The following is a 21884-nucleotide window of genomic DNA, read 5'->3' on the forward strand; positions in this document are numbered from 1 at the left end:
ACGCCGCGGTGGACGCCTCTACTGCTTCCAGACCGCGCACGGCGGCGGCGGGATCCCACGCGGGTCCGGTGACCGACGAGCGAGCGAGCGCCGCGATGGCGTGCAGGTCCACGTGCGCGGCGACGAGATCCGTCATAGCCGCCACCGCCGCCGTCGCGGCCGACCCGTGTTCTACGGCGGGAATCAGGCCGAGATGCCGGGACGGGACTTCGAGTTCGGCCAGGCGCGGCAACGACCCGAGCACCGGCAGCCCGACTCGATCGCAGGCGGCGCGCAGCACCTGATCGTGCCGTTCGCTGCCGACCCGGTTCAGGATCACGCCGCCGAGCCGGACGCCGCTGTCGAAGGTCGCGAATCCGTGCAGCAGCGCCGCGAGGCTCTGGCTGTGTCCCCGCGCGTCCACCACCAGCACCACCGGCGCCCCCAGCAAGGCCGCGACCTGCGCCGTCGACCCCTCCGCCACCGGACCGGCGTACTCGTCATCGATCCGCCCGTCGAACAACCCCATCACGCCCTCGACCACCGCGAGATCGCACCCCCGCGACCCGTGCCGGAACAGCGGCACAACCCGCTCCACCCCCACCAGCACCGGATCCAGGTTTCTCCCCGGTCGCCCCGCCGCCAACCCGTGATACCCCGGATCGATGTAGTCGGGCCCCACCTTGAACGGCGCCACCCGATGCCCCACCTTCCGCAACGCGCCCACCAGGCCGGTCGCCACCGTCGTCTTCCCGCTCCCCGACGCCGGCGCCGCCACCACCACCGCCCTCATCGCCGCTCCCGCCCCGCGAGTGGCACACCTTCGTGCGGCCCTCTCGCGATTCGCCGCAGCGATGTGCCGCTCGCGGGGATCACCATTCGATGCCTCGTTGGCCTTTGCGGCCTACGTCCATCGGGTGTTTGAGCTTGGTCATTTCGGTGACCAGGTCGGCGGCTTCCAGGAGGGGTTGGGGGGCGTCGCGGCCTGTGATGACGACGTGCTGGTTGCCGGGGCGGGCGTTGAGGGCGTCGACCACCTCGTCCACGTCGACCCAGCCCCATTTCAGGGGGTAGGTGAACTCGTCCAGGACGTAGAAGCGGTGCTGTTCGGCCCGCAGGCGGCGGGCGATCTCCTGCCAGCCGGCCAGCGCGGCGGCGGCGTGGTCCTGCTCGGTGCCCTGTTTGCGGGTCCAGGACCAGCCCTCGCCCATCTTGTGCCACTCGACCGGCGCGCCCGCGCCGGTCTGCTCGTGCAGTGCGCCGAGGGCGCGGAAGGCGGCTTCCTCCCCGACCTTCCACTTGGCGCTCTTCACGAATTGGAACACCGCGACGTCGAAGCCTTGGTTCCACGCTCGCAGCGCCATCCCGAACGCGGCCGTCGACTTCCCCTTGCCCGGCCCGGTGTGCACCGCGAGCACCGGCTGATTGCGCCGCTGCCGCGTGGTCAGCCCGTCGTCGGGAACTGTCTCCGGAACACCCTTGGGCATCGAATCTCCTTGCTCGTCCTCGGATCACTCCGAACCTGTGCACCACGTCCGGACCGGAAGCCGCGCGAACCGCCCACCCTTGGACGCCGACTCACCGGGTCCCCCCACCGTCTCCGAAGGGGCGGCCGCGCGGCCTCCACCGGGCACACGGCTCGAAAGTCGTGCTCACGCCGCTCGCGCCGAACTACCGTTCCCGGAACTCGCGCGGACGACGTCCGCGACCGCCGCACCGGTCAGCTCGGCCAGTCTCAGGTAGCCGCCGCGCAGGTCGCGCGCCAGGTCCACGGCGAGGCCGAGGCGGATCATGCCGCGTTCGCAGTCGACCACGATCGAGGTGACCGCGTCCCTGGCGAGCAAGCGGGCCGCGGCGCGGGCGCGGGGAACCGGGTCGGTCCCGCCCGTCGCGCGACCGTCGGTCAGCAACACCAGCATCGGCCTGCGGCGCGGATCGCGCACACGCTCGCGCAGCACGATTTCCCTGGCCTTCAGCAGGCCCGCCGCCAGCGGGGTCTTCCCGCCCGTGCGCATTCCGGACAGCCGGCGCACCGCGATGTCGACCGAGGAAGTGGGCGGCAGGACGAGTTCGGCCTCCGCGCCGCGCACGCTGACGACGGCGACTTTGTCGCGGCGCTGATACGCGTCCCGCAGCAATGTCACCACCGCGCCGGTGACGGCGGACAGCCGGTCGCGGGCGGCCATGGAACCGGAGGCGTCGACCACGAAGACGACCAGATTCCCTTCGCGCCCTTCCCGATACGCGCCGCGGAGGTCTTCGGCGGCCAGCCGCAACGGCCCGTTCCCGCGGCCACGGGAACGCTGATGCGGCGCCGCCGCGAAGACGGTGCCGAGCAGATGCAGGCCCGACGACGTGCCGGCACTCGGACGCACCACCCGCCCGTGCCGTGATTCCGCGCGCGAGCGCCGCCCCGGAGCGCCTTCGCCGACGCCGGGCACCTCCCAGCGTGGTGTTCGCGAACCGGCAAAAGTCGGTGCGCCACTGCGCCCTTCACGCGATTGCCCACCGCCCGGACCTTCGGGCGGCGACGGATTGTCCGGGCCACCGTCCGGATCGTCGCCCGGCTCCTCGGCATCCCGGGGCGTGCCGTCCGGACCGCTCGGCGTGGAGGTCTCCTCCTCGGGCCGCGCCTGCTCGGCCGCGTCACGCATGGCGTCGTCGAGCTGCTGCTCGCTGATGCCGGGCTCGTCGAACGGATCGCGCCTGCGCCGGTGCGGCAGCGCCAGTTCGGCGGCCACCCGCACGTCGTCCTCGGTCACCGCGTCGGCACCGCGCCAGGCGGCATGCGCGGTCGCGGTGCGCGCGACGACCAGATCGGCCCGCATCCCGTCCACGTCGAACGCGGCGCACAGCGCGGCGATGCGGCGCAGCTCCACGTCGTCGAGCACCACCTGCCCCAGCCGGTCGCGGGCGGCGAGGATCTGCTCGGCCACCTCGTGGTCCGCCGCGGCGTACCGGGCGGCGAATCCGGCCGGGTCGGCCTCGTAGTCCAGCCTGCGGCGCACGACCGCCATGCGCACGTCCACGTCCCGGGAGGCGGCCACGTCCACGGTCAGGCCGAACCGGTCCAGCAGCTGCGGACGCAGTTCGCCCTCCTCCGGATTCATGGTGCCCACCAGCACGAAACGCGCCGGATGCGAGTGCGAGACGCCGTCGCGTTCGATGTGCACCCGCCCCATCGCCGCGGCGTCCAGCAGCACGTCGACCAGATGGTCGTGCAGCAGGTTGACCTCATCGACGTACAGCACACCGTGATGGGCGGCGGCCAGCAGGCCGGGGCGGAACGCCTGCTCCCCGTCGCGTAGCACGCGCTCCAGGTCCAGCGAGCCGACCACGCGGTCTTCGGTCGCGCCCACCGGCAGCTCCACCAAGCGGGCGGGCCGCGCGCCGGTCTCGTCCACCACGGGCGGCAGCAGCTGCGCCAGCGCGCGCACCACGGTCGACTTCGCGGTGCCCTTCTCGCCACGCACCAGGACGCCGCCGATGCCGGGATGCACCGCGCAGAGGATCAGCGCCAGTTGCAGCCGTTCCTGACCGACCACCGCCGAGAAGGGAAATCCCGCTTCACCGTCCGAACCCGGCATCGTTCGGCTGCGCTGGTCGGACGTCGGCACTGTTTCGGCATGGGACACGGACACGCCCCAACTCTAAGCGCGGGGCCGTGCCGGCCCCACAGTGCCCTTCGATTCAGAACCGATGCGCGCACCCCCTGAACCGCACCCACCGCCGACCCACTCATGGCTCCGCAGGGGTGCCGCGCCCCCCACCACGTTTTCCGATCGAAGCGAGACCGAGCACGCGCCGTTCGCGGCCCGGTTCGCGTCCGAGCGGTCGCCGCCGCGACGAAGTCGCCGACGGTCGCCGCTCGGACGCGAAGCATGAAGGGACCGCGAACACCCAGCGCCTCAGGCGCTGGAAAGACATCAACCTCTGCGCATGGGCACGTGCGGGATGCCGTCTTCTTCGAATTCCGGCCCGTCGACCTTGAAGCCGTGTTTGGTGTACAGGTCGATCAGGTAGCTCTGGGCGCTCAGGCGAACCGTCGCCGAACCGACCTCGGCCAGCGCCGCCTGCAGCAGTCGAGTGGTGTAACCGTGCCCGCGGGCGGGCGCCGCCGTGCAGAGCCTGCCGATACGGAAGCTCTTCACGCCGTCGTGGTGCTCCTCGCACAGCCGCAGCGTGGCGATGACCTCGCCCTCGTCATCGAGCCAGAAGTGCCGGGTCTCCGGGAGAAGGTCGTTGCCGTCCAGTTCGGGGTACGCGCACTTCTGCTCGACGACGAACACTTCGACGCGAAGTTTCAACAGCTGGTAGAGCGTCGCGGTATCGAGATCCTGCGCCCAGGAGCGTTTGAGAGCAACCGTTGACATCATCGCGCCTTGCTATCACAACCTAGGCGTTCGCCGCGACCCCTGCATGTCGCGGCGTGTTGTCGCCGCCGTCGACGAGGTTCAACGTCTTGGAGGTCCAATCCCACACTTCGTGGAACAGCGCCGGGTCCTCGGACAGCTTGATGCCCAGCGAGGGCACCATCTCCTTCAGCTTCGGCGTCCACGTGGCGTACTCCTGCGGGAAGCACCGCTGCATGACGTCCAGCATGGCGGTGACGCAGGTGGAGGCGCCCGGGGACGCGCCGAGCAGACCGGCGATGGTGCCGTCCTGCGCGGAGATCACGGCGGTGCCGAACTCGAGCACGCCGCCCGCGCCCTTACGGCGGATGACCTGCACGCGCTGGCCCGCGGTGATCAACTCCCAGTCCTTGGCCTCGGCGCGCGGGATGAACTCCGACAGCGTGATGACCTTGCCCGCCTCCGACTTCAGCAGCTCGCTGACCAGGTACTTGGTCAGACCGAGCTCGGTGACGCCGACGCCGAGCAGCGAGAAGATGTTGTTCGGCCGCACCGACTTGAACAGGTCGGTGTTCTTGCCGTCCTTGAGGAACTTCGGCGTCCAGCCCGCGTACGGGCCGAACAACAGGCCCGGCTTGCCCTTGATCACGCGGGTGTCCAGATGCGGCACCGACATCGGCGGAGCGCCGACCGCCGCCTTGCCGTACACCTTGGCCTCGTGCTCGTTGATCAGCGCCGGGTTGACGCAGCGGAAGAACTGGCCGCTGACCGGGAACCCGCCGAATCCCTTCGCCTCCTTGATGCCCGCCTTCTGCAGCAGCGGCAGAGCGCCGCCGCCCGCGCCGACGAAGACGAACTTGCTGATCAGCGTGCGCGTCTCGCGGGTGCGCACGTTGCGCACCGTCACCAGCCAGGATCCGTCGGAATGCTTGGACAGGTCGCGCACCTCGTGCCCGAAGGCCAGGTCCGCGCCGGAGGAGCCGAGGTAGGCGAGCAGTTCCTGGGTGAGGGAGCCGAAGTCGATATCGGTGCCGCCGTCGGTCCAGTTCAGCGCGATCGGGTCGGAGAAGTCCCGACCGCGTGCCATCAACGGCAACCGCCGGGTGAACTCGTCGGGACTGTCGATGAACTCCATGCCCTCGAACAGCGGGTGCGGCGCCAGCGCTTCGTACCGCTTGCGCAGGTATTCCACGTTTTCGGCGCCGTGCACGAAGCTGACGTGCGGGATGGGGTTGATGAAGGCGGACGGATCGCGCAGGATGCCGTTCTCCACGCCGTAGGACCAGAACTGGCGGGAGACCTGGAACCGCTCGTTGATGTCGACTGCCTTGGTGATGTCCACCGAGCCGTCGGGTAGCTGCGGGCTGTAGTTCAGCTCGCAGAGCGCGGAGTGTCCGGTACCCGCGTTGTTCCACGGATCGCTGCTCTCGGCCGCGGCGGCGTCGAGCCGCTCGAACAGGGAGATCGACCACTCCGGCTGCAGCTGCCGCAGCAGCGCGCCGAGAGTGGCACTCATGATGCCGGCACCGATGAGTACTACATCGGTCTTTTCAGTCATGGCAGCGTTCGGCACGGGTAGATCGACTTCCTTGTCCTTCTGCGCGGGCCCACCGGGCGGGTGGACCTGCCTGGGCACGGTGTAGTTGTGGCTCGGTTCCGGCGTCCGCCGGTCCCGAACGGCATGGCGGGAGTCAGGTTACCCGCCGTTCACCTAAGCCCAATTGTGCACCTCACCACGCCGCCGCCCGGCAACGAGCCTGCGGAATGTGCGGAATGCGACAGAGATCGTCGTCACTTCGGCCGCCGATGGACCGCCGTGGTCTGTCGGCGCGTGACACTGTCCAATACATTGGTCGCGTGACGAACGAACAGTCGCTTGCCGAGCCGGTCAGCACTTCTCCGGAGGGCGAAGGCTGGCGCCCCGACGTCCTGGGCCCCCGGTACCAGCAGCGCACGCTGCCCCTCGGCCCCGATCCCGACGGTGAAGGCGAGGTGGTCGCCACGCTGGTGCGCTACGTGCCCTCCGGCGCCGTCGAGCAGACCGCGGGCGCGGTGCTCTACGTCCACGGATTCACCGACTACTTCTTCCAGGAACATCTCGCCGAGCACTTCGCCGCGCGCGGATTCCAGTTCTACGCGCTCGATCTGCGCAAATGCGGCCGCTCGCTGCGCGACGGTCACACTCCGCACTATGTGACGGATCTCGCTTTCTACGACCGGGAGCTCGCGGAGTCGCTGCGGATCGTCCGGGCCGAGACCGGCGCCCCCGTGGTTGTCAACGCCCACTCCACCGGCGGCCTGGTCGTGTCACTGTGGCTGGACCGGCTCAACCGCGCGCAGGGTACGGCCGCCGCGGGCATCACCGGCGTGGTGCTCAACAGCCCATGGTTCGACCTGCAGGGTCCCGCGTACTACCGGACCGTCGGTACGCCGATCATCAAAGCGGTCGGACGCTTCCAGAGGATGGTCCAGCTGCCCGGCGCCAAGATCAGCACCTATGGCGACAGCCTGCACCGCTCCGCGTCCGGCGAGTGGGATTACAACCTGGACTGGAAACCGCTGCACGGCTTCCCGGTGCGGCTCGGCTGGCTGCGCGCGATCCGCAACGGCCACGCGCGGCTGCACCAGGGCCTCGACATCGGCGTGCCCTCGCTGATCCTGCGCTCCCGGATGACGAAGTTCGCCAAGGAGTACGGCCCCGCTGTGGACGTGGCCGACGCCGTGCTCGACGTCAAGCAGATCCAGCGCTGGTCGGGCTGCCTGGGCGACCGCACGAACATGGTGCCGATCGACGGCGCCAAGCACGACGTGTTCCTCTCCGGCCCCGAACCGCTGGCCCAGGCCTTCCGCGAACTCGACAACTGGCTCGAATGGCTCGCGGACTACCAGGGCGCGAAGTCACCAGAGGCTGGTGCGTAGCACGATCTCGGTGGCCAGTTCGTGGCCTGCTTCGGTGGCCACGTCGGTGACGTCTACCTCGACCACCCGGAACTCGCCGTAGACGAACCGTCCCGACGCGTCGGCCACCGAGCGCGGCAGATTCTTGGTGACCAGCAGCGTGGTCGGCACCTCGACCGGGCCGGTCGACGCGTCCGCCACCGCTCCGTCGGGCCCGGGCGTGGCCGGGTGACCGCGATCGGCCGCGACAAGGCTCTGGAAGCGGCCGAATCCGCGGGCACACGCCTGCCATGCCAGCACCGCGCCCGCGCCGCAACCGGCCACGTTCACCCACGGCAGGCCGAGTTCGTCCAGGATCGCGGTCACGGCGGCCGCGTCGAGACCCTCGATCGACTCCACCGCGAAGGTGCGCAGATCCGAGGTGTGCAGACGGGCGCACACCTGATCGAAGACGTCCGCCGAATCACCCGCGTCGGGCAGCAGCAGCACGCTGTGCCGGGATTCCGGCCCGTCGATCCGCACGGTCCACGCCCGGTCACCCACCGTGATCTGCCGAGATTCCATGCCGAATCACGCTACACGGATCAGGGCATTACGGCGGCGGGTCGGGGTGGCGGAATCAGGCGAGCAGGCGCATCCCGGCCCGCTCACCCGCGTTGTGATCGAAGGTGACGGTCAGTTCACAGCCTGCCTCCTGGCCGAGCTGCTGGATCAGCGCGTCGGCGAAGTCCGCGCCGTCGGCGGCGCGCCGCAGCGCTTGGCGCACGGTGTCGGCGCGCTCCACCACGATTTCGCTCGAGTCGAGCAGCCCGAGCAGCACATCGGTGACGGCCTCGGGATCCTGTTTGTAGCCACGGCGCAGCACCCAGTGGATCTCGGCGAGCACGATCATCGTGACGTAGCCGGGTTCGGTCTCGCTGAGCCCGTCGATCACCTGGTTGGCCCGGGCGGACTGCTCCGGGTCGTCCTGGGTGAGGTAGCGGATCAGCACATTCGCGTCCAGCCCGATCATCCGCGCTTGCCTTCCACGACGTTGCCCGCGATCGCCTCGTTCATCTCCGCGAGGCCGATGGGCGAGCCGGACCAGCCGAGGATGCCTTTGAGCGCCTTGATCGTGCGCGTCTCGGGCACCAGCTCGTAGGTGCCGTTGGGCGTGGGCACGAACGCGACTCGCACGCCCGCGCGCAACCCCATCGCCACGCGCACGTCGATCGGGATCGTGATCTGTCCCTTACTGGTCACCGTCGCCGACACCACATTCGTCCCTCGGCCGCTGGGCCTCTTCTCCGCCGCCATCATCCTCACACCCGACCGTGCCGACCGACCCCAAGCCTTACCCGAAGCCGAATTCCTTACTGCAAGGTAAGGCGCTGGGTGGCCCGCGTCAACCGATACGGTCGCCCGCGAGCACCGCGTCGGTGGCCAGGATGGGCAACCCGGCGGGCGCGCCCTCGGAGAGCAGCCGCTCCAGCGCGGCGATGTCGAGGTGGTCTTCGATCAGATCGGCCAGCAGATCGAGCTGTGCGGCACGCACCGCCGACACCGAGACATCGTCGGCCACAATGAAACCCGTGCGGCCCGCCGCCGTGGCGACCGCGCGGAGCCAGGCGCGGCGGAACTCGTCGGATTCCAGCAGCCCGTGCAGATGGGTGCCCCACACCGCGCCGCGAACGCTGCCCTCCGGCTCGCCGTCGACCGTGAGCCACGCCGGGTCGCCGCGGTGCGTGACGCGGCCGTGATGGATCTCGTAGCCACGCACGGCGATTCCCGCGGCGTGCCCTTCGCTGCGGCGCAACACCTTCGATTCGGCGAACTCGACGGTCAGATCGAGCAACCGCAGCCCCTCGACCTCGCCGGCGCCGGATTCGACGCGGTCCAGGATGCGAGCGCCGAGCATCTGGTACCCGCCGCAGACGCCCAGGATCGGCCCGCCGGCGGCGGCGCGTGCCCGCAGGGCGTCGGCGAGGCCGGTACGCCGCAGCCACCGCAGATCCGACACGGTCGCCTTGCTGCCGGGCAGGATCACCAGATCGGCGCCCGCCAGCCGGGACGGCTCGGTCACCCAGCGCACCGCCACGCCGGGTTCGCAGGCCAGCGCCTCGACGTCGGTGGAGTTGGAGATGCGCGGCAGCCGGATCGCGGCGACGGTCAGCCAGTCGGCGCCCAGCGGGGGGCGAGGACGGCCGACCGGCGCGTCGGCGAGGGTGCCCAGCGAGTCCTCCGCATCGAGCCAGAGGTCCTCGGCATACGGCAGCACTCCGAGGGTGGGGCGGCCGGTGAGTTCGGTGAGACGCTCCAGCCCCGGCCTCAGCAGCTCGACCGCGCCGCGGAACTTGTTGACGATGAAACCCGAGATCAGTCGCTGATCCTCGGGTTCCAGGATGGCGACGGTGCCGAACAGGTGGGCGAGCACGCCACCGCGATCGATGTCTCCGACGAGCAGCACGGGTAGTTCCGCGGCGCGCGCGAGCCCCATGTTCGCCAGGTCCGTCGCGCGCAGGTTGATCTCGGCGGGCGAACCGGCGCCCTCGCAGACGACCACGTCGAATTCGGCGCGCAGCGCGGCGAGATCGGCGGCCACCACGTCGCGCAACTCCCGGCGATGCCGGAAGTAGTCTTCCGCGCCGACGGTGCCGATCGCCCTTCCCCGCACGACCAGCTGGGAACGACGGTCACTGCCCGGCTTGAGCAGGACCGGATTGAACCGCACGCTGGGCTCCAGCCCGCACGCCTCGGCCTGCAACGCCTGCGCCCGCCCGATCTCCCCGCCGTCGAGGGTGACCACGGAGTTGTTGGACATGTTCTGCGCCTTGAACGGGGCGACGCGCACGCCGCGCCGCGCCAGCATCCGGCAGATCCCGGCCACGACGACGCTCTTCCCCGCATCCGAGGTCGTGCCCGCGACGAGCAGCGCGCCCTTCATCGCCGTCCGATCGTCCGGTGAACGGCCACCCGGGCGGCCGGATCACGGCCGGTCACGGGAGGGTCAGGATCTCGGTCCCCGACTCGGTGACCACCAACGTGTGCTCGAACTGCGCGGTCCACTTGCGGTCCTTGGTGACCACGGTCCAGCCGTCGTCCCAGATCTCGTAATCGATGCCCCCGAGGTTGATCATCGGCTCGATGGTGAACGTCATGCCCGGTTCGATGACGGTCTCCACCGCGGGCTGGTCGTAGTGCAGCACGACCAGCCCGCTGTGGAACGTCGGGCCGACACCGTGGCCGGTGAAGTCGCGCACCACGCCGTAACCGAACCGGTTGGCGTAGGACTCGATGACGCGGCCGATCACATTCAGCGCCCGGCCGGGCCGCACGGCTTTGATCGCCCGCATGGTGGCCTCCTCGGTCCGCTCGACCAGCAGGCGCACCTCCTCGTCGACGTCACCGGCGAGGAAGGTCTTGTTGGTGTCGCCGTGCACGCCGTTGATGTAGGCGGTGACGTCGATGTTGACGATGTCGCCGTCCTCGATCACGGTGGAGTCCGGGATGCCGTGGCAGATCACCTCGTTCAGCGAGGTGCAGCACGACTTCGGGAAACCCTTGTACCCCAGGGTCGACGGGTAGGCGCCGTGGTCGCACATGTACTCGTGCGCGATGCGGTCCAGCTCGTCGGTGGTGACACCGGGCGCGACCGCCTTGCCCGCCTCTTCCAGCGCCTGCGCGGCGATCTTGCCCGCGATGCGCATCTTCTCGATCGTCTCCGCGGTCTGCACCCAGGGCTCGCGTCCCTCGTCGGCGGTCTTCTTCCACGCGTATTCCGGGCGCTCGATGGCACGCGGGACTTCACGGGTGGGCGACAACGTACCGGGGACGAGGGGCTTGCGAGTGCGGACAGACATAGCGAACAGCGTAATCAACCGACCGCGCCGATGCCGAGGGCCAGCGGGAACAGGGCGGGACACCGTCCGGTTCCGTCCGGCGCGCATAGCCTCGGCCTCGAATCGCTCTCTGCGGGGCGGTGGCCGCCGCCCACAACCTCCGCGTCCGTGACACCGATCGAATATTCTCGAACGCACTCTTCGATAATCGCCCGCGCGACCGGTGACCACATTCACGCCGATAAAAGTTGAACAATGGTCCAGTATACGTAATAATTACCGGCGCCGGAATTCGCGCCTCCGCTCGCACACAGATCAGCGCATGCGATAATCGGTCGACCTGTAGTTACTCTTCGGGCGGGAGTAGAGATGGCCACCGAACCAGCCTCTCGATCAAATTCGGACGAAACGGCTTCGACGCCTGATATGGGTCCGGACCAGCCGCAGGGGAACTCCGCGACAGGTTCGGCGGCAGAACCGAATGAACACGCACACCAAGACGATGCGACCACCCGCAGCGCACGTTACGCACTCATAGCAGCTCTGTGCGCCGCGCTCATTTCCAGCTTCGTATCCGCCTCGGCGGCCGTGTACGTCACGGCCAACAAGGCGGACCGCGAAGCGAGGCTGGCGTTGGTACAGGTGGCACAGAAAAATCGCAAGGAAGCCTACTATGATTTCCTCCGGAGCGCGTTCGCTCTCACGACACACGCGGGCCGGATGGCCGGATTTCTTCGCGCGGACAACTTCGAGGGATTTCGCTCCGCGATGGGAGATTTCAGCCAGCGGATGACCGACTGCATAGCGGCCGTTTCTGTCGCGATCATGTCGTCCAGCGACGACATGGTCCAGCTACTGAACAGATTCCCGGAAACGGTCAGAGAAATGATCTACCAGCACTATGTTCCCTTCACCGATAAGTACATGACATCGGCCGTACCTCCCTCCGATACCGGTGAACGCGACCGCGACCGCGAAGCCCTCGCTACCGCGTTCGTCGAGTTCACGAACAGGCTCGGCGCATGGTTGGACGATTTCATGACCCAGGGCCGCGCGGACATGAACTAGCCGCCGGCTGACAGCTCGTGGATGCGCCGCCCGGGCTCTCCCCTCCCCCGGCCGTGCAGGCCGCGCCGAACGCGGGTCCTCGGACCACAGCCCTCGCTCGCCCCGCATCCGTGCCGACTCATCACACCTCCGGCACCGAACGCCCGCCCGCCATACCATGGGCGAGGTGTCCGTACTACCTCTGATCTTCACCGCAGGCTGGGCCAGTGGTGTGAACGCCTACGCGGTGGTCCTGCTGCTCGGGCTCTTCGGCCGGTTCGGATTCACCGATTCCGTGCCGGAAGCGTTGCAGCGCACCGATGTCCTGATCGCGGCGGCGGTGTTGTTCCTGATCGAGGCCGTGGCGGACAAGATCCCCTATCTCGACTCGTTCTGGGACGCGGTGCACACCGTGGTGCGGCCGATCGCGGGAGCCGTGGTCGCCGCGCTGCTGGCCGGACAGGACGGATCGCTGCCGGAGCTCGCGGCGGGCGCGGTCGGCGGCACCGCCGCGCTGATGAGTCACCTGGTGAAAGCCGGAACGCGGATGGCCGTCAACACCTCCCCGGAGCCCGCCAGCAATATCGTGGTCAGCACCGCCGAGGACGTGACCGTCGCCGGGGTTGTCTCCCTCGCCGTTTTCCACCCGGTGGCCGCGGCGGTGATCGCGGCGATCCTGCTCGTCCTCGGTCTGGCGCTGGTGTATTTCTGCGCGAGCCGAATCCGTCGTTATCTCCGGCGGCGGCGCGCCCGCCGGGCAACGCGCGCGGGCAACCGCGTACAAGTCGCGGAATGAATAGTTGCCACACAGCGCAATAGGTGGCGGGCGTGCCGCGCCAGTCGACCACGCGGCACGCCGGGCGGGGCGCCCCATTGCGCCCGCCGTCACTGTGCCGGCGACAAAATCGCCCGGCCGAAGCCACTGGTCGGATGACTCGGAACCGGGACGTCGCCATTCGGACGAGTGACGCTGCGGGGCAGTGTCACTACCGCGGACGAGACCACCGTCGCGACGAGATCATTGTTCGGGCAAACGGCGGCGGCCACCGGCCACGTCGGTTACCAGATCAGTGTACCCGTCCACCAGTTCGGCCAGTTGATACCAATGTTTATGGGTATTGTCGCTGCGCGCGCCCTCGGTGTGAATGACCCGATTCGCGTTCACCCAGCTACGCGCCATCCGGTCCACTACGGCGCCGAGGCTTTCGGTGTGCAGCGAGGCCCCGTTGCGATGCTGCGGGATCTCCTGCGCGACCCAGTCGTTGATCTCGTCGACGAGTTCGCGGCGCCGACAGTCGATTTCGGCGAGGAGTGCGGCGTCCACCACCTGCACGCGGTGCTGATGCAGCTCGGCGAGTGCGTGCGCGGACCGCAGCAGTTCCGTGTCCTGGAAACGCCGACCCTGGAAAGCACACAGCAATTGCGGTGCGGTCGGTAAGACGCCCACCGTCGGCGCGCTCATCGGCGCCCCCCGAGTTCACCCGACACCAACGCTCTTTGTACCAACATAATTGGCTCTCGATTCCGTTATCCCGGCCATCGGATCGGTTGTCACAACTAGGCTAGCTGGATCATGCACGTACAGATGCAAGAACGCAAGATTGCGTCCGCATTCTGCGGTCAAGGGCTCCTGACGGCGCGTGAACGCCCAGAGCAGACCGGCCGCAACCCTTTTCGGCTCCCCGGCCGAGTCCACTCCACACCCGTCGGCGATGGTGCGCACCACCGCTCGTTCCCAACTCAGGGTCACCTTCGCGGGCCGCTCACCCGCCCGCGAGTACGAAATTCGGCCGCCTCCGCGAACCTTCGGTCGGCACCGGTGGGCCGATCGTGCCCGCCGGCCCCGGCGGGGCGATGAGAATCCTTCGCGCGATCACCCGATACCGATGCGGCGCACCGATCCCGGCGCGTGAGCCGCGTTCAGAGTTGGGTCGCCGCGGCAAGCAACGTCAAAACCGGTAGCGTTCCCTGCACCACCGCGCCTCTGGCGAACCGGCGGTCGTGCGCCACCAGCACCACCGCGGCGGCCAGCATCGACCCGCAGCCGCTGAGCACCAGCGCCCATCCCGCTTCCGGCGCCGACCGCAGGATCGCAACACCCACCAGTGTCGTCACCGCGAGAAACAGGTTGTAGAAGCCCTGATTGAACGCCCATGGCCGCGCCGAGGGCAATTCGGCTTCGGAGATCCGGAAGACCCCCTGGTGAACCTTCGGGTCGCCGAACCGTACCGACTCCATGACGAAGATGCCGACATGGAGCACAGCGGCCGCGACGGCGAACACCTGTACCACCCAGAGCATTCGACCTCCTCACGATGCGCGCCGACCGGTGACGCCGGCGATGGATCCCGCGGAGATCCGCGCGACAGCCCGGTCGACTCCGGCGTGCCGAGGCATCTTATGGCCCGAGCGGCGCGCAGCACCTACCCGACACGCCGCCATACGATTCGGTCAACCGGCCAGTCCGAAAACACGCCGCGCATTGCCGTCGAGGTACAGCGAGCGCGTCTCGTCGTCCAGGCCGAGGGCGGCGAGGCCGTCGAGCGCGTGCTGCGGGAAGATCATCGGATAGTTCGTACCGAACAGCACCTTGCGGCGACCGCTACGGGACTTCAGATAGGAGACCAGTTCGGCCGGAAGGCGTTTCGTGGTGTACGCCGACGTGTCGATGACGACGTTCTCGTGCTTGCGCGCGACGGCGATCATCTCCTCGGTCCACGGGTAACCGATGTGCCCGCAGACGATGGTCAGCTCCGGGAAGTCGAGCGCCACCTGATCGATGTACGGGATGGGGCGCCCGGTCTCCGACGGCCGCAGCGGACCGGTGTGCCCCACCTGGGTGCAGAACGGGACACCCAACTCCACACAGGCGGCGAACAACGGGTAGAAGCGCCGATCGGTCGGCGGTAGTTCCCACAGCCACGGAAGCACCCGCAGGCCCTTGAACCCCTGTTCCACCCGGCGGCGCAGTTCCCGTACCGCCTCCATCGGCCTGCGCAGGTTCACCGACGCGATCGGGAGCAGGCGGTCCGGCGCCTCGGCCACCCAGGCCGCGACCTCGTCGTTGGAGATGAGGACGCCTTCCGGCGCGTGCCACGCCGAGATGAGGGCTCGGTCGACGCCCGCGGCGTCCATCGCGTCGAGGGTGACCTCGAGCGGGATCTCGTCGGTCGGTATCACGGCTCCGGTCCACCGGCGTAGCGAGGCGAACATGTCGTGGGCGAGGAATCGCCGGGTCGGATGTTGCGCCCAGACGTCGATGGTCATGCGCGGATTCTGACACAGGTCACAGCTGCTCGACAGCCCTGCGCCGACGTCCGCTATGGGAGGTTTTCCGGGCTCTCCACCTGATCTTCTATATCGAACGTAATAACCGGGGACGGGGTTCGCTGGGCATAAACTGGGTATCTACCGCAGGACTACAGACATCCGACGCAGAGCAGGACCATGGCCGGTTCGGACCCGTTCGCCACACAGCACGATCGGCCCCCAGGTATCGAGCGGGAACTGGAGGGCGTGGGCCTCGACGACCCCGAAGTGATCGGCAAGGGCGGGTTCGGTGTCGTCTACCGCTGTCGGCAGCGGGCGTTGAATCGCAGCGTCGCGGTCAAGGTCCTCACCGCACGGCCGGAGCTGGAACCGGAGAACGTCGAACGATTCCTACGCGAGCAACAGGCGATGGGCGCGCTGTCCGGTCACCCGAATATCGTGCCGATCCTGCAAGTGGGGACCACCCGCAGCGGGCGGCCCTACCTCGTGATGCCGTATCACTCGCGCGGTTCGCTGGAGGACCGTATCCGCCGGGAAGGTTTTCTGCCCGTGCCCGAGGCGATCGGGATCACCGTGAAATTGGCCGGCGCTCTGGAGACCGCGCACCGTGCCGGAATCCTGCACCGCGACATCAAGCCGGGGAATGTCCTGCTGACCGATTACGGCGAGCCGCAACTCACCGATTTCGGGATCGCCCGGGTGGAAGGCGGATTCGAGACCACCACGGGAGTGGTGACCGGCTCCCCCGCGTTCACCGCGCCGGAGGTGCTGCGTTCCGGCGTTCCCTCGGTCGCCTCGGACATCTACGGGCTCGGCGCGACGCTGTTCGCCATGATCACCGGCCACGCGGCGTACGAGCGCCGCTCCGGCGAGCAGATCGTCGCCCAGTTCCTGCGCATCGCCGCCGAACCGCTGCCGAATCTGCGGCTCGACGGCATCCCCGACGAGGTGGCCACCGCCATCGAGGTCAGCATGGCGCACAACCCAGCCGACCGTCCGGCCTCGGCCGCCGCGTTCGGCGAGATCATGCGCGACATCCAGCGCGGCAACGACATGCCGATCGAGCACATGACCCTGCCCGCAGGCGATCAGCCCGCGCCCGAAGACCTCAGCACGCGGCCGTTGACCGCTACCGCGCGGTTCTCCACTCCGCCCCCCAAGACACCGCCGACACCCCAGACCAAGTTCCGCCCTGCGATGTCCACCCGGCCGCTGGTCCAGCGCGAGCGCCTGATCGACGCGTTGCAGACCGAGCCGCGGCCGCGCCTGGCCGTCATCCATGCCCCGGCCGGGTTCGGCAAGAGCACGCTCGCCGCCCAGTGGGCCAAGCGTCTCGCCGAGACCGAGAAAGTGGTGGTGGCCTGGCTGAATGTCGACCGTGACGACAACAACGTCGTCTGGTTGCTGACGCATCTGATCGAGGCGTTCAACCGCGTGAGCCCGGCGCTGGCGCCCGACCTGGCGCCGGTCCTGGAGGAGGGCGACGCGGCCGCCGCGCGCTACGTGCTCACCACGCTGGTCGACGCCATCGACGAACGCGACGAGCGGTTCGCCTTGGTGATCGACGACTGGGATCGGATCACCGATCCCGCCGCCGTCGACGCCCTGCACTACCTGATCGAGGAGGGCCCGCAGCACCTGCAGATCATCCTGACCAGCCGATCGCTCGAGGGCCTGCCGCTCGGCACCATGCGCGTGCGCCACCAGCTGGTCGAGATCGACGCCGCCGCATTGCGTTTCGATGCCGAGGAGGCACGGACCTTCCTCGCCGAGCAGACCGGGCTCACCCTGGCGGACACCGAGAGCGCCGAGCTGCGCGACTACACCGAGGGCTGGGCGGCGGCATTGCAGCTGGCGTCGCTGTCGTTGCGCGAGCACCCCGATCCGGCTTCGCTGATCGCCCACCTGTCCGGGCGTGATCATGCCATCGCCGAGTACTTGGCCGAGAACGTGCTGGACACCGTCGAGCCCGAGCTACTCGAGGTGCTGCTCGAAACCTCACTGCCGGAACGGGTCTCGGGCAGCCTGGCCACCGCCCTCACCGGGCGTCCGCACGGGCAGGACCTACTGGAGAACCTCGAACGCCGCAATCTGTTCCTGCGCCGCGTCGACGAGAGCGGCGACTGGTTCCGCTACCACCACCTGTTCGCGGAGTTCCTGCGCAGGCGACTCGAACGAGACCATCCCGAGCAGGTTCCCCAACTGCACCGCGCGGCGGCCGCCTGGTTCGGCGACCACGGGATGCTCAGCGAGGCCATCGACCACGCGCTGGCCGGCGACGACGGGGAAATGGCCGTCGACATCCTCGAGGCGAAATCCCGCAAGCTGGTGGAAGACGCGCAACTGGCGACATTTCTCGGACTGGTCGCCAAACTTCCGCCCGCGGCCGCCGCCGCGCGTCCTCGGCTGCAGATCGCGATCGCCTGGGCCCACGCGCTGCTGCGCAGGCCCACCGAATCGCACGCCGCGTTACGGCTGGTGCGGGCCGGGCTGGACAAGGCTCCGGCCACCGACCCCGATCTGGCACTCGAAGCCGACCTCATCGAGTGTGTGGAGCGCGCGTTCGCCGACCACCCGGAAGGTGTGGACGCCGTGGTGAGCAAATGCCTCGGGCGGGCCGACACGCTGGGGCCGTGGGTGCTGTGCGAAGCCGCGAACCTGGCCGCGTTCACGGCGTTCAGCCGGTTCGACTTCGAAAGGGCGCGGGAGTGGCACGACTGGGCCACACCGTTCTACCGGCAGACCCGCAGCACGTTCATCTTGATGTACAGCCACAGTCTGGTCGGCGTCGCGGCACGCGAACAGCTCGATATGGGCGAGGCGGAGCGCAGCTTCCAGACCGCGTTCGACGTCGCCAAGTCATCGGGCCCGCGGTCCTACGCCGCTCGCCTGGCAGGCGCCATGCTCGGCGAGTTGCTCTACGAACGCGACCAACTCGCCGCCGCCGAGCGCCTGCTGGACGAAGCGGGCCGGCTCGGCACCGAGGGCGGGCCGGTCGACTTCCTCATGGCCAACTACGCCACCGGCGCCCGGATCAAAGCCTTGCGCGGTGACCTGGCGGCCGCCGCGCGCCGACTGGACGAAGGCGCCGAAGTGGCGCGCGCGCTGAAGCTGCCGCGGCTGGCCACCCGCATCGCCAACGAGCAGGTCCGGCTCGGCTTGACGGCCACCTACGTCACCGAGCCACCGGCCGGGGAAAGCGGCATCGCCACGATGACCGCGGAAATGCGCGAGGATTCCGCGATCCGGATGCTGCTGCGTTCCGGAGCCGCCAAAAGGGTCGCCGCCGCGTCCGCGCGCGCCCGGCAGTTGCGGGATTCCATCGACGCCGATCGACGCCCCCGGGCCGCAGCCCAGGCGTCGTTATTGCTCGCCTCCTGCCTCGCTGCGGCGGGAAAGACCGAATCGGCGAAGGACGAGTTGGTCCCGGTAGTGATCCGGTACGCCGACGCCGGGCTCATCCGGCCGTTGCTCGACGAGGGGCCCTGGATCATGTCGCTGTTGCACAGCTTGGACTACGACCTGCGCGAAGGGCATTGGGACGACGAGCGGCCGATGGTCCCGCCGAGGTTCTTGCACAGGCTGCTGGCGCGCTGAACGCCCCCGCGAACGGCTGCCGGAGTTCCACGACCGTCACTCCGGCTACGGGGCGTCGGCCACGCGACATCACAGACCGGAATCGCTCAGCGCGAGGATCACGCCAACGGATCGTCCCCGCGGCTCACAACACGGGTTGCGGACCGCGTGAGGTGTCGGTGTCCAGGATGTGCAACACCCACCGTCCCTTACCGTCGGCCTTCGCCCGGTAGAGGCCGGTGTCGGCGGCGTCGAGCAGCGATTCGGCGTCCGCGCCCGCGACCGCGGTGACGACCGCGCCGATGCTGATCGACATGCGTAGTCGCTGGTCGCCCGCCGTGATGGGATCGACCAGCGCTTCGAGCAGGCGGTTCGCCACGGTGGCCACTCGGTGGTCGCTGGCCGGCGGCGGAATCAGCGCGACGAACTCGTCACCGCCGATGCGGGCGACCAGGCACCCCGATTCGCGCACACTGTCCTGCAGGCGCCCGGCGACCGCGGTCAAGATCTGGTCCCCCGTGCCGTGACCGTAGCGATCGTTGATGTGTTTGAAGCGGTCGATGTCGACGAAACACAATCCCGCGCGATCCCCGTTGCGGGCGTCGGCGATCATCGCGTCGATCCGTTCGATGAGATGACGCCGGTTCGGCAGCCCGGTCAGCGGGTCGTGCCGGGCCTGCCGGTGCAACTCCTCGCGCATCCGATGCTGCTCGGTGACGTCCTCGCCGACGGCGAGCAGGTAATCGCTCTGCCCGTCGACGCCCTTGACGAAGGTGATGGCGAACGACGCCCACCCGTAGCTGTCGTCGGCGCGGCGGATCCGCTGTTCCAGTCGCACCGTGCCTTGCCCGGCCGGGACCAGCTTCTCGTACACCAGCGTGCGGATGCCCTCGCGGTCGCTGGGGTGCGCGAAGTCGTAGACGGACACCCCGCGCAGGGCTTCCGCCGGCACCCCGATCATCTCCGCCAAGCCGCGGTTGACGTCCAGCAAGGTGCCGTCGGTGTCGCCGATGGCGATCGCGATCGCGGCGTTGTCGAAGACCACCCGGAACCGCGCGTCGTCGGATCGGCGTGCCTCGTGCACCGCTTCCTCGTGCGCGCGCGCCTGAGCTTCGTATCCCTGCCCGACCGCCGCTAGCAGAGCCGCGAGCCGCCGTCCGGCCTCCGGAGCCGCCCGGTGTTCGGCCAGCTCGTACAGGACCTGGGCGGACGTACTGGGCACGGCCGGGCCGAGCAGCCCCGCGGAGACCAGCGCCGAGCCCACGCGGTGACCGACGCCCGCGTCGAAGGGCTCTGCCTCCAGGCCGGCAGCCAACTCCTCGACCATGCCGAGCAGCACGACCTCGGGGTCCGGTACAGACGCGGACCCACCGGCGACGGCCTGCAGGGCGCGCCACCACAAGTTCGCCATCCTGGCGAGTTCGATCTGTTCCACCGCAACCCCCTCACCATTCAGGCCGGAGATAGCCCCCGACGCATCGTATCCACAGATGTTCGAGACCGTCGAGTACTGCCGCCTGGAAGCATTCCCAGCAATGGCGAGATAGCGGGATTATTGCAACCCGTTCTCCCTAAATATCGACGCACCTTTGTACCGCAGGGTCGTGACCTGCCAGACCCAGGTCGCCTGGACGCACGCGACCAGATCGGCGAGATGCGTCGAGACCGTCGCCGCCAAGGCGGCGTCCTGCGCGGCCAGGCGGTCGCACCGTTCGGCGGCCACCGCGCCCAGCTCACGGAACTCGGCGAGCCGTGCGCGCACGATCTCGGTGGCGCCATGCACGGCGTCCTCCAGTGACCATCCGGGATGGTTCAGCAGGACCGCCGGGATCAAATTGAAATCCGCCAGATCGACGATGCACTCCTTCTCGAACGAGAACACGTCATTCATCAGCGCGCCGATCTCGACGGTCAATATCCGCAACCGGTGCAGATCCTCGGCCAGCCCGGCGTGCCGGATGCGTTCCCACGGCAGATAGTCGTCCCGGCCGAACTCGCACAGCGCGATCGCCGGATACATGCCGGATACCTGCGCCCGCAGATCGATGTACTCCGCGACGCCGAGCAACCCGCCGCGAGCCCGGGCGTTCTGGTCCTGGATCGCGGGCCGCAGGTGCTCGATGGTGGATTCGACGAACCGGTCGAGCCAGGCCGGGTCCGCGAGGGCGGACAGCATCGCGAGGAACGCCGACGTCGAGGTCTCCAGAGCGGTGGCGTCCTCGGGGACCGACCGGGTGCGCAGGAGCACGCACAGCCGGTCGATCGCCACCCGCGCCTCGCGTTGTTCGTCGTCGCGGAGGTGCCCGAACTTCTCCCGGCCGACGGTGTCGTTGAGCCAGAACAGAATCGCGTTGTAGAGACCGATGATCGTCATCCGCTCGGCGCTGACGGCGCCGGGGTGCAGGTAGGGCGTCATGCTGTTGTAGTGCGGTCCCGCGCGCTCGAGCCAGATGCCGTGCTCGCGGCAGAAACGTTCCACCTCCGCGCACGCTTGCTCGCCGAACCGGTTGGGCCGGAAGTCGCGGCAGTAATCGATGATGTCCCAATCGGGTGTGCCGAACATCGCGCGCAACGACCACTGCCGCCCGGTCCGCAGCAACACCTGGTGTTGCCCGCGCATGTCGAGGATTTCCCGCTCGAGTGCCGATGTGTACTCACTGACCACAACGGACTCCCTCCCACTATGGATACTTCTAATGAATTGTCTCCGACTTATCGGGAGTGGGATCGGTCGAAGGGCGAAGATCACGCAACGCCCTCGCCCCGTATAGCGTTGGGACACCGGGCATTCGACGGCGACGCCGCGGCAAACGGCGGGTTCGGCCCGCGGCGGGGGGGTCGCGGTGGCGCATGCAGGCAAGCGGCCGGTTCCGGACGCGCGGCAGCGGCCGGAGTCCTCCGGCGTGCGTCCTACCCTCGATCTATCGGCTGACGGTCACCGAAC

The 21884-nt window shown here is 68.8% G+C and carries 18 protein-coding genes and 1 pseudogene; 4 read left to right on the forward strand and 15 right to left on the reverse strand.

The window, feature by feature from the left end; genetic code table 11:
• Positions 1 to 46: 46 nt before the first annotated feature.
• The 5 genes and pseudogenes from ABZ420_RS02025 to mqo form a co-directional block, all read right to left on the reverse strand.
• Positions 47 to 763: pseudogene (locus ABZ420_RS02025) on the reverse strand (cobyrinate a,c-diamide synthase); the annotation flags it as partial.
• Positions 764 to 851: 88 nt separating this feature from the next.
• The gene (gene cobO / locus ABZ420_RS02030; protein ID WP_357116152.1) at positions 852 to 1466 is read right to left on the reverse strand and encodes a cob(I)yrinic acid a,c-diamide adenosyltransferase; all 615 of its coding nucleotides are present in this window, start codon (positions 1464 to 1466) and stop codon (positions 852 to 854) included.
• A 165-nt stretch (positions 1467 to 1631) separates the two neighbouring features.
• Positions 1632 to 3566: a magnesium chelatase subunit D family protein gene (locus ABZ420_RS02035; protein WP_357116463.1), complete on the reverse strand. Its 1935-nt coding sequence runs from the start codon at positions 3564 to 3566 to the stop codon at positions 1632 to 1634.
• A 339-nt stretch (positions 3567 to 3905) separates the two neighbouring features.
• Positions 3906 to 4355 carry a GNAT family N-acetyltransferase gene (locus tag ABZ420_RS02040; protein ID WP_062975424.1) on the reverse strand — a complete coding sequence of 150 codons (450 nt, stop codon included), beginning with the start codon at positions 4353 to 4355 and terminating at the stop codon, positions 3906 to 3908.
• Positions 4356 to 4374: 19 nt separating this feature from the next.
• Entirely contained in the window at positions 4375 to 5889 is a 1515-nt protein-coding gene (gene mqo / locus ABZ420_RS02045; RefSeq protein ID WP_357116465.1) for a malate dehydrogenase (quinone), read from the reverse strand.
• A 299-nt stretch (positions 5890 to 6188) separates the two neighbouring features.
• Here mqo and ABZ420_RS02050 point away from each other — a divergent pair, with 299 nt between their 5' ends.
• Positions 6189 to 7250, forward strand: coding sequence for an alpha/beta hydrolase (locus ABZ420_RS02050; protein ID WP_357116154.1), 1062 nt, complete (start codon positions 6189 to 6191; stop codon positions 7248 to 7250).
• On the opposite strand, the gene ABZ420_RS02055 is transcribed toward ABZ420_RS02050, so the two are convergent.
• The 5 genes from ABZ420_RS02055 to map all read right to left on the reverse strand — a co-directional run bounded on the left by ABZ420_RS02055 (position 7230) and on the right by map (position 11068).
• Complete coding sequence (locus tag ABZ420_RS02055; RefSeq protein ID WP_357116156.1) at positions 7230 to 7793, reverse strand: alpha/beta hydrolase; 564 nt, start codon at positions 7791 to 7793, stop codon at positions 7230 to 7232. The two genes, ABZ420_RS02050 and ABZ420_RS02055, sit on opposite strands and share 21 nt — an antisense overlap.
• A 55-nt stretch (positions 7794 to 7848) precedes the next feature.
• On the reverse strand, positions 7849 to 8241 hold the full coding sequence (locus ABZ420_RS02060) for a type II toxin-antitoxin system VapC family toxin (protein ID WP_062975416.1): 393 nt from the start codon (positions 8239 to 8241) through the stop codon (positions 7849 to 7851).
• Positions 8238 to 8471, reverse strand: coding sequence for an AbrB/MazE/SpoVT family DNA-binding domain-containing protein (locus ABZ420_RS02065; RefSeq protein WP_245660075.1), 234 nt, complete (start codon positions 8469 to 8471; stop codon positions 8238 to 8240). Before ABZ420_RS02065 ends, ABZ420_RS02060 begins: the two co-directional genes overlap by 4 nt.
• A gap of 142 nt (positions 8472 to 8613) precedes the next feature.
• Positions 8614 to 10152 (reverse strand): cobyric acid synthase, encoded by a 1539-nt coding sequence (locus ABZ420_RS02070; RefSeq protein WP_357116158.1) that lies wholly within the window; start codon positions 10150 to 10152, stop codon positions 8614 to 8616.
• A 52-nt stretch (positions 10153 to 10204) separates the two neighbouring features.
• Positions 10205 to 11068, reverse strand: a complete 864-nt coding sequence (map, locus tag ABZ420_RS02075) for a type I methionyl aminopeptidase (RefSeq protein WP_062975412.1) — start codon at positions 11066 to 11068, stop codon at positions 10205 to 10207.
• 348 nt (positions 11069 to 11416) lie between these two features.
• Here map and ABZ420_RS02080 point away from each other — a divergent pair, with 348 nt between their 5' ends.
• Both ABZ420_RS02080 and ABZ420_RS02085 read left to right on the forward strand, forming a co-directional pair.
• Positions 11417 to 12115, forward strand: coding sequence for a hypothetical protein (locus ABZ420_RS02080; protein WP_357116160.1), 699 nt, complete (start codon positions 11417 to 11419; stop codon positions 12113 to 12115).
• Positions 12116 to 12281: 166 nt separating this feature from the next.
• Positions 12282 to 12890 (forward strand): DUF4126 domain-containing protein, encoded by a 609-nt coding sequence (locus ABZ420_RS02085; protein WP_357116162.1) that lies wholly within the window; start codon positions 12282 to 12284, stop codon positions 12888 to 12890.
• Between the two features lie 222 nt (positions 12891 to 13112).
• Here the strand turns inward: ABZ420_RS02085 and ABZ420_RS02090 are convergent, their stop codons facing one another.
• The 3 genes from ABZ420_RS02090 to ABZ420_RS02100 all read right to left on the reverse strand — a co-directional run bounded on the left by ABZ420_RS02090 (position 13113) and on the right by ABZ420_RS02100 (position 15361).
• Positions 13113 to 13472 (reverse strand): DUF4254 domain-containing protein, encoded by a 360-nt coding sequence (locus tag ABZ420_RS02090; protein WP_062975470.1) that lies wholly within the window; start codon positions 13470 to 13472, stop codon positions 13113 to 13115.
• Positions 13473 to 14014: 542 nt separating this feature from the next.
• Complete coding sequence (locus tag ABZ420_RS02095; protein WP_357116164.1) at positions 14015 to 14395, reverse strand: DUF1304 domain-containing protein; 381 nt, start codon at positions 14393 to 14395, stop codon at positions 14015 to 14017.
• Positions 14396 to 14545: 150 nt separating this feature from the next.
• A complete protein-coding gene (locus ABZ420_RS02100; RefSeq protein WP_357116166.1) occupies positions 14546 to 15361 on the reverse strand; it encodes an amidohydrolase family protein in 816 nt (271 codons plus the stop codon).
• Positions 15362 to 15541: 180 nt separating this feature from the next.
• On the opposite strand from ABZ420_RS02100, the gene ABZ420_RS02105 reads away from it, so the two are divergent.
• Positions 15542 to 18961, forward strand: a complete 3420-nt coding sequence (locus tag ABZ420_RS02105; RefSeq protein ID WP_357116168.1) for a protein kinase — start codon at positions 15542 to 15544, stop codon at positions 18959 to 18961.
• Positions 18962 to 19085: 124 nt separating this feature from the next.
• Here ABZ420_RS02105 and ABZ420_RS02110 read toward each other — a convergent pair whose 3' ends face one another.
• Both ABZ420_RS02110 and ABZ420_RS02115 read right to left on the reverse strand, forming a co-directional pair.
• Complete coding sequence (locus ABZ420_RS02110) at positions 19086 to 20375, reverse strand: diguanylate cyclase (RefSeq protein WP_357116170.1); 1290 nt, start codon at positions 20373 to 20375, stop codon at positions 19086 to 19088.
• A gap of 117 nt (positions 20376 to 20492) precedes the next feature.
• Positions 20493 to 21605: a terpene synthase family protein gene (locus tag ABZ420_RS02115; RefSeq protein WP_357116172.1), complete on the reverse strand. Its 1113-nt coding sequence runs from the start codon at positions 21603 to 21605 to the stop codon at positions 20493 to 20495.
• Positions 21606 to 21884 lie beyond the last annotated feature (279 nt).

This window comes from Nocardia sp. NPDC005745, from assembly GCF_040630775.1.
In the GTDB taxonomy this organism is placed as follows: Bacteria; Actinomycetota; Actinomycetes; order Mycobacteriales; family Mycobacteriaceae; genus Nocardia.